This window comes from Pseudomonas sp. 14P_5.3_Bac1, assembly GCF_025466135.1.
GTDB lineage: Bacteria > Pseudomonadota > Gammaproteobacteria > Pseudomonadales > Pseudomonadaceae > Aquipseudomonas.
Genome location: NZ_JANLOF010000020.1, coordinates 55,307 through 72,552 on the forward strand (window position 1 = coordinate 55,307; position 17,246 = coordinate 72,552).

Here is a 17,246-nt window from a genome sequence, read left to right on the forward strand (position 1 = left end):
GATGGCGGCTGTGATGACCCTGCCGCGCCAGGTATCGCGCGCCGAAAACGGCGACCGTATTTTTGTGCTCGGCGGCAAACTGCTGTGGCTGGTGCTGCTGGGTGTCGCCGTATTGCTGCCATTGCTGGCAATCTTCTGGCGCGGTTTCAGCAGCGAAGTGGGGCAGGGCGGCGGTCTTGCTGCGGCGCGGGAAATGCTCACCAGCGCTAACTTCCACTGGCTGCTGGGCAATAGCCTGAAAGTCTCTCTCAGCGTGGCGGCCATCGTCGTACCGCTGGCCTATCTGTTTGCCTACGCCCTGCAACGCACGCTGATTCCCGGCAAAGCGATGTGGCGTGGTCTGTCACTGCTGCCGTTGATGGCGCCGTCGATGCTGCCGGGGATTGCGCTGGTGTACCTGTTCGGCAATCAAGGCCTGTTGCGCGGTGTGCTCTCGGACAATATCTACGGCTTCTGGGGCATTGTTCTCGGCGAGGTGATCTACACCTTCCCACACGCTTTGATGATCCTGCTGTCAGCACTTTCGCTGGCGGATGCGCGGCTTTTCGATGCGGCATCAAGCATGGGCGCCAGCCCCGCGCGGGCGTTTCGCAGCATCACCTGGCCGGCCACGCGCCAGGCGGTGTTCGCCGCGTTTTGCCTGGTGTTCACCCTGACCATCACCGACTTCGGTGTGCCCGTTGTGGTCGGCGGCGATTATCAGGTGCTGGCGCTGGAAGCCTACAAGGCGGTGGTCGGCCAGCAACAGTTCGGTCGCGGCGCGTTGATCGGCATGGTGTTGCTGCTGCCGGCGCTGTTCAGCTTTGGCGTCGATGCCTGGCTGCGCCGTCGGCAGGGCGATGCCATGAGCGGCCGCGCCCAGGTGTTCCAGCCGGCACCGTCGCGGCTGCGTGATGGTTGCTACCTGGCCATTGTGGCGCTGATCTGCGCGGTGTTGCTGCTGGTATTCGGCATGGCGGTGTATTCCTCGCTGGTGAAATTCTGGCCGTACAACCTGTCGTTGTCGCTCAACCACTACCAGTTCGAAGACACGGCCGGCGGCGGTTGGCTGGCCTACCGCAACAGCCTGACCATGGCGCTGTGCACGGCGCTGATCGGCAGCGTGTTGATCTTCACCGGCGCCTACCTGATGGAAAAGACCAAAAGCCAGAAGGGCCTGAACCTGGCCCTGCGCATGCTCAGCTTTGTGCCGATGGCCGTGCCGGGCCTGGTGTTGGGCCTGGGCTACGTGTTCTTTTTCAACCTGGGCGGCAACCCGCTGCATGTGTTCTACGGGACGATGACCCTGCTGGTGGTGTGCACCATTGCGCACTATTTGACCACCGCGCAGATGACCGCGACCACGGCGCTGCGCCAGCTCGACAGCGAATTCGAAGCCGCCGCGCTGTCCCTCAAGGCGCCGCTGTACCGCCACTACCTGCGTGTCACCGTGCCGATCTGCCTGCCGGCGCTGCTGGACATCGTGCGCTACCTGTTTGTGTCGGCGATGACCACCGTGTCGGCCGCAATTTTCCTTTACAGCCCCGACACCATCCTCGCCGCCGTCGCCGTATTGAACATGGACGACGCCGGCAACGTGGGCGGTGCGGCGGCCATGTCGACCTTGATTCTGTTCACCTCGGCCGGCGTCTCGCTGCTGCTGGCGTGGGCCTCACGTGGCGCACTGCGTCGCTCTCAAGCCTGGCGCCAGACCGCGCCCGGCCAATAACCATCCTTGAAGGAGGTGCTCCATGTTCAAGCCCCTGGCGCTGGTCGCTGCCGTACTCACCGCATTCAGCCTGAATGCCTTCGCCAAGACCGAGCTGACCGTGTACACGGCCCTCGAAGCCGAGCAGTTGAAGACCTACAAGCAGGCCTTCGAAAAGGCCAATCCCGACGTCGAGATCAAATGGGTGCGCGACTCCACCGGCATCATCACCGCCAAGCTTCTGGCCGAGAAAGACCGCCCGCAAGCCGACGTAGTCTGGGGGCTGGCGGCCTCTAGCCTGGCGATTCTCGATCAGCAAGGCATGCTGGATAACTATGCGCCGAAAGGCCTGGACAAAATCGGCAAAAACTACCGCGACGCTGCCAACCCGCCGGCGTGGGTCGGCATGGACGTGTGGGCCGCAACCATCTGCTTTAACACCATCGAAGCCCAGAAACAGGGCCTGACCAAGCCGGTGAGCTGGCAAGACCTGACCAAGCCTGAGTACAAGGGCAAGATCGTGATGCCCAACCCGGCCTCCTCCGGCACCGGCTTTTTGGATGTCAGTGCCTGGCTGCAAACCTTCGGCGAGAAGCAAGGCTGGCAGTACATGGACGACCTGCACCAGAACATCGGCCAGTACGTTCACTCCGGTTCCAAGCCGTGCAAGCTGGCGGCCTCGGGTGAATTCCCGATTGGTATTTCCTTCGAGTACCCCGCCGTTCAACTGAAACGCCAGGGCGCGCCGCTGGACATCATTCTGCCCAAAGAAGGCCTGGGCTGGGACATTGAAGCGACTGCCGTGATCAAGGGCACTGCCCACGCCGATGCGGCTAAAAAGCTCGCTGACTTCTCCGCCAGTGCAGCGGCGATGGACCTGTACAAAGACAACTTTGCTGTACTTGCCCAGCCCGGTATCGCCAAGCCGCAGACCGAATTGCCGGCCGATTATGAGCAGCGCCTGATCAAGAACGACTTTGCGTGGGCCTCGAAAAACCGCGACAGCATCCTGACTGAATGGCGCAAGCGCTATGACGGCAAGTCGGAGAAGGTGGCCGGTCAGTAAGGTTTTCGTTAGGGCTTATGGCCTCATCGCAGGCAAGCCAGCTCCCACATTTGACGGTGTTCACAAATCAAAATGTGGGAGCTGGCTTGCCGGCGATAGCGGCTTCGAATTCAGGATATTTCTTCATGACACAACGCAGCGACCTGCTCATCATCGGCGCCGGCATCCTCGGCCTGTCCCACGCCTACGCCGCCGCCAAACGCGGCCTCAAGGTCAAGGTATTCGAGCGCAGCGCCACGCCGCTCGGCGCCTCTGTGCGCAACTTTGGCCAGGCGCTGGTCACCGGCCAACCGCCGGGGCCGATGCTCGACCTGGCCCTGCAAAGCCGTGATATCTGGGGGCATTGGGCGCAGGTCGCCGGCCTGCAGCTCAAGCGCAAGGGCTCATACCTGTTTGCGCGTACAGAGGCGGAAGAACAGCTGTTGGAAGCTTTTTGCGCCGGTCGTGCACAGGCTTACGGCTACAACGTCGAACTGCTGCAAGGCGCGGCGATGAAAGATCTATATGGTGGCCAGTTCCGCCATCACCGCGCCGCGCTGCATGGCAAGGACGATCAGCAGTTGTATTCGCGCGAAGCGATTCCGGCGCTGATCAACTACCTTCGCAGCGAATTGAAGGTGGAGTTTCATTTCTCCACGCTGGTGCGCGACGTTGAGCCCGGCCACGTGCACACCACGGCGGGGAGCTTTCGTGGCGAGCAGGTCATTGTGTGCTCCGGCCACGACTACCAAACCCTGCTGGCGGAATCGATCGCTGAACTCAACCCGAGTGTCTGTCGCCTGCAAATGCTGCGCGCACGCCCAGCCGTCAACCTGAACCTGCAACACGCGTTGCTCACAGGCCTCAGTTGTGTGCATTACGGCGCCTTCGCCGATTTGCCGGAAGCGGCGCCCGTGCAGGCGCAAATCCTGCGCGATGCACCGCATTTGCATGAACACGGCATTCACTTGCTGATCAGCCCGACGCCTTATGGCGAACTGATCATCGGTGATTCCCATGACTACGGCCGCGATGCCTCGCCGTTCAATACCGAGCAGGTCGATGACTGGATGATCGAACTGGCGCAGCAGACCCTGGGTTGCAAGGTTCAGGTGGTGGAGCGCTGGCAGGGCGTGTACGGCGCGCGTGGGCCGGTGCCGTTTTCGTTCCTGCGCGTAGCACCGGGCGTGAGCGCGGCGTTGATGCACACCGGTGTGGGCATGAGCGTCGGGCCGGCGATGGCCGAACGAAACATCAGCACGGTGTGGGGTGAGGCGTGATGAACCCGGAACAGGCGATTGCCGAACTCTTCGGCTTGTACGAGCAGCATGGCACGGCAGACTACATCGGCGAGCCGGTGTCGCAGATCGAACACATGTCCCAGGCCGCACAGCTGGCTATGGCTGAGGGCTTTGACGATGAAGTGGTGCTGGCGGCGTTTTTCCACGACATCGGGCACCTCTGCGGCCAGGGCGGCGAGAACATGGGCGGTTACGGCGTGGCCAGCCACGAGCGGCTAGGCGCGGATTATTTGCGCCGCGCAGGGTTCAGCGAACGCATGGCCAGGCTGGTGGAGTATCACGTGCAGGCCAAGCGCTACCTGACCTTCAGCCAGCCGGCCTATTACGCCCGCTTAAGCGAAGCCAGCCGCCGAACCCTGAGTTACCAGGGCGGCGTGATGAGCGCCGAAGAAGCCCAGGCGTTCGAGCAGGACCCGCTTTGTTCGGTGAGCCTGCGCATGCGCCACTGGGATGAGCAGGCCAAGGACATGCACGTGCCGGTGCTGGACCTTGAAGTGTTGAAGGCCAAGGCCCGGCGACTGCTTGCGGCTTAGCGTTCATCCAGGCGCAGGGCCAGCGCCTCGACCTGTTCCTGGCGCTCGGTCTGGCTGAGTTTGGCGTGAGGGTTGAGGGACGACCATTGCGGGTGCGCGCGGGCTTTATGCAGCGCGTCCGGCAGCTTGCCCTCGCGCCAGGTTTTGTCCTGAGGCGTGTCGACCTTGATGCTGTGCATCGCCGCATGGCCACGCAGGTTCAGGGCCTTGAGCAACTGGCGCTGGCGCAAGGCGAGCAGGCGCAGCACGCTGTCGTCGACGGTCAGCTCGCGATGGCCCTTGATCTTGCCCAGCAGACGGCTGCCGTAGCTGCGCGCGGTTTGCAGCGCACCGCCGGCAATCGCACCGGCAATCGCGGCGGCGCCCAGGGTCAGGCCGCCAACCAGCAAATCCACGCCGGCCCCGGCGGCCGCGCCTGCGGCGATCCCGCCGCCGACGCGCACGCCAAGTTGTTTGAGGGTTTCGGGGTTGAACAGGTCATCGCCCCAACGGCCGTCGAGCAGCGGCAAGTCGCTGGCGGTGGCGTCCTGCGGGCGAAAGCCGAAAAGTTTGAGCAGGGCTTCCACGCATTTTTGTTCGCGCTGGCGCACGGCCTTGCGTAAATCGCCGATGGCTTGCTGTTCATCCTCGGTGACCACGCTGCGCCGGCACGCGGCGCAGTCGATCAACAACTCGGCGATCAACCGCGCGGCGCTCTGCTGGCGGGCCTGGCGCTGGGCTTGCTGATCGAGGATCAGCCGTTCCAGCTGCGGCCGCGCATTCTCCAGCAGCAGGGCCAGGCTTTCATACAGGCGGCGCTCCCCGTCTTCCGGCGGCGCGACGCTGTCGAACCGCACCAGCGCATGCAGGCCCAGGCGGGCCAGGGCTTCGCGCCAGTCGGGTTCGCGGTGGTCGCTGCTGCTGACGAAGTTGAGCACCGGCAGCAGTGGCTTGCCGCAACTGGCCAGCACTTGCAGCTCGTCGCGGTACTTGGCCAGCACCGGCTCGCGAGCGTCGATCACATACAGGCCGGCGTCGCAGGCCAGCAGTTGGCGCAAAACCTTGGCCTCCTGTTCGAAACGCTGGCGCGCTTCGCTGCCTTCCAGGAAACGCGCCAGGCGTGCCGGGCCGTCCAAGCGCTCGCCGGGGCGATCCAGGCGCTCCAGGTAGTCGAGCAGGGCGATTGCGTCTTCCAGGCCGGGCGTGTCGTACAGCTCCAGCAAGGCTTCGCCGTCGACCGACAACCGCGCGCCTTCCACATGCCGCGTGGTGCTGGGGCGATGAGAGACTTCGCCGAAGCCGACGTCACGGGTCAGCGTGCGCAAAAGCGACGTCTTGCCGACGTTGGTGTGGCCGACCACGGCCAGTTTCAGCGGTTTAGTCATGACCGGTCTCCAGCCATGTGAGCGGCGCGCAGTCGGCGAAGGGCAGTTCGAGTTGGTGCAACGCGGCGTGCCAATCGCCAAGGCGCTCGGCGTCCAGCGCCTGGCCGGGCGGTGCCTGCAGCAGCCACACGCGGGTGGCCGTGGCGCTGCGTGCCAGTTCGGCGATCAGCGCCAGGCTGCCACGGTCAGGCGAGCGACGAGGGTCGCAGGCGATGGCCAGGCGTGCGGGTGGGAAGCGCGTGAGCTGTTCCAGCAGTTTGTTGCGCGATTCGCGGCTGTCCAGAATGCCGGCGTTTTTGATGCTGGCCGGTAATTTGGGCGGCCACGGGTGCTGATCGTCGAGTTCGATGGCCACCAGCAGGGCGCCGTCGCTCTGCAGTTCGCTGACGCCACCGCTGACCTGGTGCAGCTGTTCAGGCGCTGCATCGTTGACACCGAGCCGTTCGCTGCTTGGCATCAGGCGTTCGCGCAACGGGCTGTAGCCGGGCAGGTTGAGGTCCAGGCGCAAGGCGGCGCGCCCGCGTTTCCAGCGCCACAGGCACAGCAGCGCGAGGATCAACCGCGGCAGCAGGCCGTAGACCAGCAGCACGCCCACCAGCCAGGCGGCCCAGGCTTGGCGTGCGCTTTCGATATTCAGGGCGGAGTCGCCGCTGGCGCGGATCATGTCGACGGTCGGCACGTTAAAGCCCAGCAGCGCGGGCAGGCTGCCGAGGGCTTGGGTGACGGCGACAAAGGTGTCGGCGCCCAGGATGGTGGTTTCCCACACAAAACCGTAGCGCCGGGTGGCCAGCAGTGTCAGCAAAATCACCATGGCACTGAGCAATGCCAGCAACCACAGGCTGTTGACCAGCACACCCACTGCCCAGCGATTGAGTTTGTGGCGTTGCAGCAACAGCAGCAGTGCCGGCGCCAGTTGAGCCGCCTTGGCATCACGCGCGAATTTTTCGCTGAGCCACAGCCACAGGCGGCCGAGGCTGGCGCTGTGCTCGCCGGCAAACGCCAGGCCCAAGGCCCAGCTCAGCAGCAGAATCAGGTTCAAGCCGAGCAGACTGCCCAGCGCCCAGAACACATTCACCGGGGTCAGGCCGTTACCCAGCGCGGCAAACGCCAGGCCGGCGCCACTGATCACCGCGACCACGGCCAACAGCACCAGCGCCAAACGGGCGCCTTGCAGCCAGCGGGTCAGGGCGGCGGTCAGTCCGTCGCGTTCGGCCAAGTGCAGGGCGCGCGCCTGGATGCGCGTCGGCAAGTCGCCACCGGCCGTGCGGGCCAAGCGGTTGGCTTCCAAGTCTTCGAGTGGGCCGGCGTGTTCTTCACGCAGGCGCACGGTTTCTGTCAGCCAAAGGGTGTGCAGGGGAGTCAGAGCAGTCACGCGCCGTCCTGTTGAGCAAGTGAGGTTGGAGCATAACCGCTGACTCGCAGCTCTGGTATTCTCGTCGCCATGAAAAAAACTCTCCCTTTAAGCCTGATCGCAGCCCTCGGTGAAAACCGCGTGATCGGCGTCGACAACAGCATGCCCTGGCATTTGCCGGGGGATTTCAAATATTTCAAGGCCACCACGCTCGGCAAGCCGATCATCATGGGGCGCAAGACCTGGGATTCGCTGGGCCGACCGCTGCCGGGGCGCTTGAATATCGTGGTCAGCCGTCAGACCGATCTGACGCTTGAAGGTGCGGAAGTTTTTCCGTCGCTGGCTGCGGCGGTGGAACGGGCCGAGGCCTGGGCGCTGGAGCAAAGCGTGGATGAGCTGATGCTGATCGGCGGTGCGCAGTTGTATGCGCAAGGGTTGGAGCAGGCGGATCGCCTGTATCTGACGCGGGTTGCGTTGAGCCCGGACGGGGACGCGTGGTTTCCCGAGTTTGATCTGAACCAGTGGAAGCTGGTGTCGAATGTCGAGAACCCGGCCGAGGGCGATAAGCCCGCGTACAACTTCGAAGTCTGGGAAAAAGCCTAAAAGCATCGGGGGCAAGCCCCCTCCCACAGTTGACCGAGTGAACGCGATCAAGTGTGGGAGGGGGCTTGCCCCCGATAGCGGTCTATCAGGCCTGCGCTAACTCAGCATGCTCATCGGCATTGAGCAACGCTTTATCCGTCTGCCCCATGATCTGGCTGGTAATCGCGCCCGCCGTCATCGAACCGTTCACGTTCAGCGCCGTACGGCCCATGTCGATCAGCGGCTCCACGGAAATCAGCAGCGCCACCAGTGACACCGGCAAGCCCATCGCCGGCAGTACGATCAGCGCGGCAAAGGTCGCGCCGCCGCCAACACCGGCCACACCGGCCGAACTCAAGGTCACGATCGCGACCAGCGTCGCGATCCACAGCGGGTCGAGCGGGTTGATGCCCACGGTCGGTGCAACCATCACCGCGAGCATGGCCGGGTAGAGACCGGCGCAACCGTTCTGGCCGATGGTCGCGCCAAACGAGGCGGCGAAACCGGCAATCGATTGCGGGATACCCAGGCGGCGGGTCTGCGCTTCAATGCTCAGCGGGATGGCGGCTGCGCTGGAGCGGCTGGTGAAGGCAAAGGTCAGCACTGGCCACACCTTGCGGAAGAAGCGCAGCGGGTTGACCCCGGCCAGCGACAGCAGCAGGCCGTGCACCACAAACATCAGGCCCAGCGCCAGGTACGACACCACCACAAAACTGCCGAGCTTGATGATGTCTTGCAGGTTGGAGCCGGCGACCACTTTGGTCATCAGCGCCAGCACGCCGTAGGGCGTCAGCTTCATCACCAGGCGCACCAGGCGCATCACCCAGGCTTGCAGGGTGTCGATGGCGTTGAGCACTTTCTGGCCTTTTTCCACGTCGTCCTTGAGCAGTTGCAGTGCGGCAACCCCGAGAAACGCAGCAAAAATCACCACGCTGATGATCGACGTCGGCTTGGCCCGGGCCAGGTCGGCAAACGGATTGGCTGGCACGAACGACAGCAGCAGCTGCGGAATATTCAGGTCGGCGACCTTGCCTGCGTAATCACTCTGGATCACTTGCAGGCGCGCCATTTCCTGGGTGCCGGCCACCAGGCCTTCTGCGGTGAGGCCGAACAGGTTGGTCAGGCCGATACCGATCAGCGCCGCAATTGCCGTGGTGAACAGCAGCGTGCCGATGGTCAGGAAGCTGATCTTGCCCAGGGACGAGGCGTTATGCAGACGTGCCACCGCGCTGAGGATCGAGGCGAATACCAGCGGGATCACGATCATTTGCAGCAACTGCACGTAACCATTGCCGACCAGATCAAACCAGCTGATCGAGGCTTTGAGCACCGGGTTGCCGTCGCCATAAATCGTGTGCAACGCCGCGCCGAACAGCACGCCGAGCACCAGCGCGAACAGAACCTTCTTGGCGAGGCTCCAGTGTGTGCGGCGGGTTTGTGCCAGGCCCAAAAGCAGGGCCACGAACACCAGTACGTTGAGAATCAGGGGCAGATTCATTGAAGCTCCGTTGAGAAGGCAGCCAATCGCGTGAGCCTGCGATTGCGAACCGGAAAGCCTAACAGCTTGAAATATATTGATTTAATACCGATATGGAATGGTGACTGTCGTTTTTGGAATAAGCCTTTGACGCTCAGGCACACGCCCTTGGCGCAATCACGACGCAAGCGGTCGTGCTCGGGCGATAACTGTCACACAGATTTGTTAGCGTCGATGTCTTTCACTCAGGGAGAAATCGCTTATGAAGTTCGCGCCAACACTACTGGCCGCCGCCTTCTGCTTGGGCCTCGCCAGCCAGGCATTTGCCGCCACCGAGTTGAAGCACTGGCCGGCGCCTGCCGCCGAGCAGTTGAACAAGATGATCGCCGCCAACGCCAACAAGGGTAACTTCGCGGTGTTCGACATGGACAACACCAGTTACCGCTACGACCTCGAAGAGTCCCTGCTGCCGTACCTTGAGAACAAAGGCCTGATCACCCGCGACACCATGGACCCGTCCCTCAAGCTGATTCCGTTCAAAGACACCGCCGACCACAAGGAAAGCCTGTTCAGCTACTACTACCGACTCTGCGAAGTGGACGACATGGTCTGCTACCCGTGGGTTGCGCAGATTTTCTCCGGCTTCACCCTCAAGGAACTCAAGGGCTACGTCGACGAGATGATGGCGTCGGGCAAGCCGGTGCCGGTCACCTATTACGACGGTGACGTGGTCAAGACCATGGACGTGCAGCCGCCGAAAGTCTTCACCGGCCAGGCTGAGCTGTTCAACAAGCTGATGGAAAACGGCATCGAGGTGTATGTGATGACTGCCGCGTCCGAGGAGTTGGTGCGCATGGTCGCCGCCGATCCGAAGTACGGCTACAACGTCAAACCCGAGAACGTCATCGGCGTGAGCACCTTGCTCAAGGATCGCAAGACCGGCGAGCTGACCACCGCGCGTAAGCAGATCGCCGCCGGCAAATACGACGAAAAAGCCAACCTCGGCCTGGAACTGACCCCGTACCTGTGGACCCCGGCGACCTGGATGGCCGGCAAGCACGCGGCGATCCTCACCTACATCGATGAGTGGAAAAAACCGGTGATCGTCGGTGGCGACACCCCCACCAGCGACGGCTACATGTTGTTTCACGATGTGGACGTGGCCAAGGGTGGCGTCCACCTGTGGATCAACCGCAAGGATAAATACATGACCCAACTCAACGGCATGATGGCCAAACACGCGGCGGCCCAGGCCAAGGAAGGGCTGCCGGTGACGGCGGACAAGAACTGGGTGATCGTCAAGCCGGACGAGATTCAGTAAGACCGAGTCGCCTGCTTTCGCGAGCAAGCCCGCTCCCACATTCGACCGCATACTTAAGTTCGAACCCGGTCACCTGTGGGAGCGGGCTTGCCCGCGAAGGCGGCGTTTCAGGCCCTACATGAGTCGGCTGGCCCACCGCGATCGCAGGCAAGCCAGCTCCCACATTCGACCGCATGCTCATGTTGGAACTCGGTCACCTGTGGGAGCGGGCTTGCCCGCGAAAGCGGTGTGTCAGGCAGTACAAGAGTCGGCTGGCCCACCGCTATCGCAGGCAAGCCAGCTCCCACATTCGACCGCATGCTTGAGTTGGAACCCGATCAACTGTGGGAGCGGGCTTGCTCGCGAAGGCGGTGTGTCAGGCAGTACATGAGTCGTCGGGCCCATCGCTATCGCAGGCAAGCCAGCTCCCACATTCGACCGCATGCTTAAGTTGGAACCCGATCAACTGTGGGAGCGGGCTTGCCCGCGAAAGCGGTGTGTCAGGCAGTACATGACTCGGCTGGCCCACCGCTATCGCAGGCAAGCCAGCTCCCACATTTGACCGCATGCTCATGTTGGAACCCGATCAACTGTGGGAGCGGGCTTGCTCGCGAAGGCGGTGTATCAGGCAGTGCGTGAGTCGGCTGGCCCACCGCTATCGCAGGCAAGCCAGCTCCCACATTCGACCGCATGCTCATGTTGGAACTCGGCTTACTGCTGAAGGGTTTATCCAGACAAAAAAATGCCCCGCACGTGGCGGGGCATTTTTATGCGCGAGGCTTACAGGCCGTCGAGCATCGCTTTGTTACGCACAGCGCCTTTGTCGGCGCTGGTGGCCAGCAAGGCGTAAGCCTTCAACGCAGTGGTGACCTTGCGCGGACGCTTCTCGACCGGTTTCCAGCCTTTCTTGTCCTGCTCAACCCGGCGGGCGGCCAGTTCTTCGTCGCTGATCAACAGGTTGATCGAGCGGTTCGGAATGTCGATCAGCACTTTGTCGCCGTCCTGCACCAGGCCAATCGCGCCGCCGGCAGCGGCTTCTGGCGAAGCGTGGCCGATGGACAGGCCCGAGGTGCCGCCGGAGAAACGGCCGTCGGTGAGCAGGGCGCAGGCTTTGCCCAGGCCTTTGGATTTCAGGTACGACGTCGGGTAGAGCATCTCTTGCATGCCCGGGCCGCCTTTCGGGCCTTCGTAGCGGATGATCACGATGTCGCCGGCTTTGACTTCGTCGGCGAGGATGCCGCGCACGGCGCTGTCCTGGCTTTCGAAGATCTTGGCGTTGCCTTCGAACACGTGGATCGACTCATCCACACCGGCGGTTTTCACCACGCAGCCATCCAGCGCGATGTTGCCGTACAGCACGGCCAGGCCGCCTTCTTGCGAGTAGGCGTGCTCGACACTGCGGATGCAGCCGTTTTCACGGTCGTCATCGAGGGTGTCCCAGCGGGTGGACTGGCTGAACGCCGTTTGCGTCGGGATGCCGGCCGGGCCTGCCTTGAAGAAGTGATGCACGGCTTCGTCGGTGGTCTGGGTGATGTCCCACTTGGCGATGCCTTCGGCCATGCTCGTGCTGTGCACGGTCGGCAGGTCGGTGTGCAGCAGGCCGCCACGGGCCAGCGAGCCGAGGATCGAGAAGATCCCGCCGGCGCGGTGCACGTCTTCCATGTGGTACTTCTGGATGTTCGGCGCGACCTTGCACAGCTGCGGCACGTGGCGGGACAGACGGTCGATGTCGCGCAGGTCGAAATCGATCTCGGCTTCCTGAGCGGCGGCCAGCAAGTGCAGGATGGTGTTGGTGGAACCGCCCATGGCGATGTCCAGGGTCATGGCGTTCTCGAACGCCTTGAAGTTGGCGATATTGCGCGGCAACACCGACTCATCGTTGTCGGTGTAGTAACGCTTGCACAGCTCGACGATGGTGCGGCCAGCCTGCAGGAACAGCTGCTCGCGGTCGCTGTGGGTGGCCAGCGTGGAACCGTTGCCCGGCAAGGCCAGGCCCAGGGCTTCCACCAGGCAGTTCATCGAGTTGGCGGTGAACATGCCGGAGCACGAACCGCAGGTCGGGCAGGCGCTGCGCTCGTATTCCGCGACTTTCTCGTCAGACGCGCTGGAATCGGCGGCGATGACCATGGCGTCCACCAGGTCGAGGCCGTGGGAGGCGAGTTTGGTCTTGCCGGCTTCCATCGGCCCGCCGGAGACGAAGATCACCGGGATGTTCAGGCGCAGGGAGGCCATCAGCATGCCGGGGGTGATCTTGTCGCAGTTGGAGATGCACACGATGGCGTCGGCGCAGTGGGCGTTGACCATGTATTCCACGGAGTCGGCGATGATCTCGCGGCTCGGCAGCGAATACAGCATGCCGTCATGGCCCATGGCGATGCCGTCATCCACGGCGATGGTGTTGAATTCTTTGGCCACGCCGCCGGCGCGTTCGATCTCGCGGGCGACCAGTTGGCCCAGGTCCTTGAGGTGGACGTGGCCGGGTACGAACTGGGTGAACGAGTTGGCAATCGCGATGATCGGCTTTTTGAAGTCGTCATCTTTCATCCCCGTGGCACGCCACAGTGCGCGCGCGCCGGCCATGTTGCGGCCGTGGGTGGATGTTTTCGAGCGGTAATCAGGCATGGAGCACTCCGGGCGGCTAATCAAGTACTAAAGGGAAGTGAGCTTCTATTGACGTCTGGAACACTCAGAAAATGGCCGTGTGTCCAAACGTTGCCACTCGCGTCGCGGGATCGCCGCGTGCTTGGGCCTCGAGCTCATAAACCCGCCGGGGGATGACTGGCGATGAATAGGGTCGATTCTACACCGCTGGCGGCCGGAGGGAATGGCCGCCAGCGTGTAGATAGCGCTTACGAGACGTGTGGGTGTGCAAGTTTCATGGTCCGCGGCCGACCCGCGCGTTCGTCATCACGCCCCAAACGCTGAGCACGATGAAGCTGATGGCGATGGTCATCAGCAGGTTGGCCCCGGCTTGGGCGAGGGCGGCGCTGCTGACGGCAGCGGTGATGAACATGATGCTGTTGCCGGCCGAGGCGGCGGTGCCGGCGCTGCTGGAGAACAGCAACATGGCGGCGGAAATCGCGGCGGGGCGAACCAGAGTTACGGCCAGGGCGCTGATCAGCATCGGGATCAGCAGGGTGATGGTGGTGATGGCTCCAAGACCGACGATCAGCATCAGAAGCACGCCTGCGATAAGCAGCAATCCAAGGCCGATGTTGATTTGCCGGGACAGCGAGATGCGTTTTTGAAGATACGACGCCGCCAAGCCACCGAGCAGATAGGCCACGCCATACACCATGAGTACCAGGGCGTACTGGTATTCGGAGAGTTTCAACGAGTCCATGAAAATCAACGGTGTCACGCTGATCAAGGCGAAGTAGCAGGCGAACACCAACGCGGCGATCCACCAGTAACGCAGGAAGTCGCGATTGGTCGCGACATCTTTCAGCGTGCCGATGATCGACACCGGCGTGCGGTGCGGGCTGGCGGACTTGGAGGGCAGTATGCAGAACGCATGGATCAACATCCCCAACGCCATCAGTGCGAATCCATAGAAACTACCTTGCCAATCGAAGGTGGTTTGCAACCAGGAGCCGATCAGCGGTGACAAGGCGACGAACGAGCCGCTCAGGGTCATGTAGTAGAGGCGCACACGGGCTCGATCCTGTTCTTCGAACAGGTCTTCCACTAACGCGTGGCCCAGTACGAAGAAGCCGCAACCCATGGCCTGGACCGAGCGAAACAGCAGGAAGCTCAGGTAGTCCGTCGATAATGCGCAACCTATCGCACCCAGGATCGACAGCGTGATGCAACCGAGCAGGACTTCCTTGCGGCCCCATTTATCCGACAGCGGGCCGGCAACCAATTGGGACACTGAAAACACCAGCGTGAACAGACTGATCGACAGTGCGATTTCTGCGGTAGGTGTGTCGAACCTGGCAGCCAGTGCGGGAAACGAGGGCAGCAGAATGTTGATAGGGAAAAAGCTGATCAGGGAAATGCAGGTGATGAGGATGAAGCGGGAGAGGTAGGGCCCAGACATTGTTTTTGTTTTCCGGAGTAATTCCAGAAACCGATACTAGTCTGCGAAATGTGGAATTCAATCAAAACCGTTGAAGGACGGTTCCCGAATTGTTGTGGTTTGCGGTGATAGGAAAGTTGCCCTGACACACCACAAACCAAAATGTGGGAGCGGGCTTGCTCGCGAATACGTAGTGTCAGTCAACTCATTCATCGACTGACTTGCCGCTTTCGCGAGCAAGCCCGCTCCCACATTTAGCCCGCGTTCAATCAGCTATTGGGCAACAACCGGCACGTGATGCTCTTGATGTAGCGCGTTTCGGCAATCGCCGGATGCACCGGGTGATCCGGGCCCTGGCCGCCGCGTTCGAGCATCTGGATATTGCGGTCCAGGTGACGGGCGCTGGTCAGCAGGATGTTTTGCAGGTCGTCTTCCGGCAAGTGCATCGAGCAGGATGCGCTGACCAGGATGCCGTCCTTGCTGAGCAGGCGCATGGCTTGCTCGTTCAGGCGGCGGTAGGCGCCTTCGCCGTTTTTCATGTCTTTTTTGCGTTTGATGAAAGCCGGTGGGTCGGCCACGATCACGTCGAAGCGTTCTTCGCTGGCTTTCAGCTCTTTGAGGGCTTCGAACACATCGCCTTCGATGCAGGTCATCTTCTCGGCAACGCCGTTCAGCGCAGCGTTGCGCTCCACGCCGTCGAGGGCGAAGGCGGAGGCGTCGACGCAGAACACTTCACTGGCGCCGAAGGCTGCGGCCTGCACGCCCCAGCCACCGATGTAGCTGTAAAGGTCCAGCACGCGTTTGCCTTTGGCATACGGCGCCAGGCGGGCGCGGTTCATGCGGTGGTCGTAGAACCAGCCGGTCTTCTGGCCCTGGATTACCGGGGCTTCGAATTTCACGCCGTTCTCTTCCAGCGCCACCCACTCCGGCACCAGGCCGAACACGGTTTCAACGTAGCGGTTGAGGCCTTCGGCGTCGCGCGCGGCGGAGTCGTTCTTGAACAGGATGCCGCTTGGCTTGAGCACTTGGGTCAGGGCGGCGATCACGTCTTCTTTGTGGGCTTCCATGGTCGCCGAAGCGATCTGGACGACCAGGATGTCGCCGAAACGGTCAACCACCAGGCCCGGCAGCAGGTCGGAGTCGCCGTACACCAGGCGGTAGAACGGCTTGTCGAACAGGCGGTCACGCAGCGACAGCGCGACGTTGATGCGGTGCACCAGTAGCGACTTGTCCAATGGCAACTTGATGTCGCGCGACAGCAGACGGGCACAGATCAGGTTGTTCGGGCTCATGGCCACGATGCCCAGGGTCTTGCCGCCGGCCGCTTCCAGGATAGCCTGGTCGCCTGCCTGGAAGCCGTGAAGTGGGGTGGCGGCCACGTCGATTTCGTTGCTGTAGACCCACAGGTGGCCGTTGCGCAAACGACGATCGGCGTTGGCTTTGAGACGCAGGCTTGGCAGGGACATGACGTCGCTCCGGAAAAAAGAGCGGGAGTATACCGTGTTGTGCGTGAATTCGCGGCGCCGCCGGACATGTGGGAGCGGGCTTGCTGGCGAAAGCGGTGGATCAGCCACTGTATTCGGTGACTGACACCGAGCGTTCGCGAGCAAGCCCGCTCCCACATTTGATCCGGTTTCAGTTCGGCATTTGGGTGTCGGTCAAGTCTTCATAAGGGTTAGAATCGCCGCCTAGCCCAGAGTGTGTACTTATGTCCCAAGAGCTTTCCGCCGAACAGATCCAACAGGCCCTGCAAGGCATCAGCGTGCCGCCTCAACCGCAAATCATGGTGGATTTGCAGATGGAGCAGTACATGCCCGACCCGGACCTGGAAGTGATCGCGCGGTTGATCTCCCAGGACCCGGGCCTGTCCGGCGCATTGCTGAAGATCGTCAACTCGCCGTATTACGGCCTGAGCAACAAGATTGCCTCGATCCAGCGCGCGGTGAACCTGCTGGGCAGCCGTTCGATCATCAACTTGATCAACGCACAGTCGATCAAAGGCGAGATGAGCGACGACACCATTGTCACCCTCAACCGCTTCTGGGACACCGCCCAGGATGTGGCCATGACCTGCCTGACCCTGGCCAAGCGCACCGGCTCGCAGGCGGTGGACGAGGCTTATGCCCTGGGGCTGTTCCACGATTGCGGCGTGCCGTTGATGCTCAAGCGGTTCCCCAATTACATGACGGTGCTGGAGCAGGCCTACGCCAATGCCGGGCCCGATTGCCGCGTGGTCGACACCGAGAACAACGCGTTCAACACCAACCATGCCGTGGTCGGCTACTACACCGCCAAATCCTGGCGCCTGCCGGAGCATGTGACCGACGCGATCGCCAACCACCACAACGCGTTGGCGATTTTCAGCGATGAGTCGTCGCGCACGCCGCAACTTAAAAACCTGCTGGCCATCCTGAAAATGGCTGAGCACATCTGTTCGTCCTGTCGCGTGCTGGGTAACCAGGCCGTGGACCATGAGTGGAATGCCATCGGCCATCTGGTGCTGGATTACGTGGGCCTTTCGGACTACGACTTCGAAAGCATGAAGTTGTCGATCCGCGAACTGGGCGCGCACTGACCCTTTTTTC

The 17,246-nt window shown here is 62.3% G+C and carries 13 protein-coding genes; 7 read left to right on the top strand and 6 right to left on the bottom strand.

Translation table 11 applies throughout. From position 1 onward, the window contains the following. Nucleotide 1 precedes the first annotated feature (1 nt). From NTD89_RS04880 to NTD89_RS04895, 4 genes are all read left to right on the top strand, one after another. The gene (locus tag NTD89_RS04880; protein ID WP_262206612.1) at nt 2-1,708 is read left to right on the top strand and encodes a putative 2-aminoethylphosphonate ABC transporter permease subunit; all 1,707 of its coding nucleotides are present in this window, start codon (nt 2-4) and stop codon (nt 1,706-1,708) included. Nucleotides 1,709-1,730: 22 nt separating this feature from the next. Beyond that, nucleotides 1,731-2,753, top strand: coding sequence for a putative 2-aminoethylphosphonate ABC transporter substrate-binding protein (locus tag NTD89_RS04885; protein ID WP_145157799.1), 1,023 nt, complete (start codon nt 1,731-1,733; stop codon nt 2,751-2,753). Between the two features lie 125 nt (nt 2,754-2,878). Continuing rightward, nucleotides 2,879-4,012, top strand: a complete 1,134-nt coding sequence (locus NTD89_RS04890; protein WP_262206613.1) for a TIGR03364 family FAD-dependent oxidoreductase — start codon at nt 2,879-2,881, stop codon at nt 4,010-4,012. Next, entirely contained in the window at nt 4,012-4,566 is a 555-nt protein-coding gene (locus tag NTD89_RS04895; protein ID WP_262206614.1) for a phosphonate degradation HD-domain oxygenase, read from the top strand. The genes NTD89_RS04890 and NTD89_RS04895 overlap by 1 nt, the downstream gene beginning before the upstream one ends. Here the strand turns inward: NTD89_RS04895 and NTD89_RS04900 are convergent. After that, nucleotides 4,563-5,930: a GTPase/DUF3482 domain-containing protein gene (locus NTD89_RS04900; RefSeq protein ID WP_262206615.1), complete on the bottom strand. Its 1,368-nt coding sequence runs from the start codon at nt 5,928-5,930 to the stop codon at nt 4,563-4,565. The two genes, NTD89_RS04895 and NTD89_RS04900, sit on opposite strands and share 4 nt — an antisense overlap. Beyond that, nucleotides 5,923-7,302 (bottom strand): DUF2868 domain-containing protein, encoded by a 1,380-nt coding sequence (locus NTD89_RS04905; RefSeq protein ID WP_262206616.1) that lies wholly within the window; start codon nt 7,300-7,302, stop codon nt 5,923-5,925. The genes NTD89_RS04900 and NTD89_RS04905 overlap by 8 nt, the downstream gene beginning before the upstream one ends. Nucleotides 7,303-7,371: 69 nt before the next feature. Here NTD89_RS04905 and NTD89_RS04910 point away from each other — a divergent pair, with 69 nt between their 5' ends. Beyond that, nucleotides 7,372-7,884, top strand: a complete 513-nt coding sequence (locus NTD89_RS04910; protein WP_262206617.1) for a dihydrofolate reductase — start codon at nt 7,372-7,374, stop codon at nt 7,882-7,884. 85 nt (nt 7,885-7,969) lie between these two features. Here NTD89_RS04910 and NTD89_RS04915 read toward each other — a convergent pair whose 3' ends face one another. Beyond that, a complete protein-coding gene (locus NTD89_RS04915; protein ID WP_145157785.1) occupies nt 7,970-9,361 on the bottom strand; it encodes an L-cystine transporter in 1,392 nt (463 codons plus the stop codon). 241 nt (nt 9,362-9,602) lie between these two features. On the opposite strand from NTD89_RS04915, the gene NTD89_RS04920 reads away from it, so the two are divergent. Beyond that, complete coding sequence (locus NTD89_RS04920) at nt 9,603-10,661, top strand: haloacid dehalogenase-like hydrolase (RefSeq protein WP_145157782.1); 1,059 nt, start codon at nt 9,603-9,605, stop codon at nt 10,659-10,661. A gap of 759 nt (nt 10,662-11,420) precedes the next feature. Here the strand turns inward: NTD89_RS04920 and ilvD are convergent. From ilvD to NTD89_RS04935, 3 genes are all read right to left on the bottom strand, one after another. Then, a complete protein-coding gene (gene ilvD, locus NTD89_RS04925; protein ID WP_124418674.1) occupies nt 11,421-13,262 on the bottom strand; it encodes a dihydroxy-acid dehydratase in 1,842 nt (613 codons plus the stop codon). A gap of 253 nt (nt 13,263-13,515) precedes the next feature. After that, complete coding sequence (locus NTD89_RS04930; RefSeq protein WP_262206618.1) at nt 13,516-14,682, bottom strand: MFS transporter; 1,167 nt, start codon at nt 14,680-14,682, stop codon at nt 13,516-13,518. A gap of 248 nt (nt 14,683-14,930) precedes the next feature. Continuing rightward, entirely contained in the window at nt 14,931-16,127 is a 1,197-nt protein-coding gene (locus NTD89_RS04935) for a class I SAM-dependent rRNA methyltransferase (protein WP_003213799.1), read from the bottom strand. A 296-nt stretch (nt 16,128-16,423) separates the two neighbouring features. Here NTD89_RS04935 and NTD89_RS04940 point away from each other — a divergent pair, with 296 nt between their 5' ends. Further along, entirely contained in the window at nt 16,424-17,236 is an 813-nt protein-coding gene (locus NTD89_RS04940; protein WP_262206628.1) for an HDOD domain-containing protein, read from the top strand. Nucleotides 17,237-17,246 lie beyond the last annotated feature (10 nt).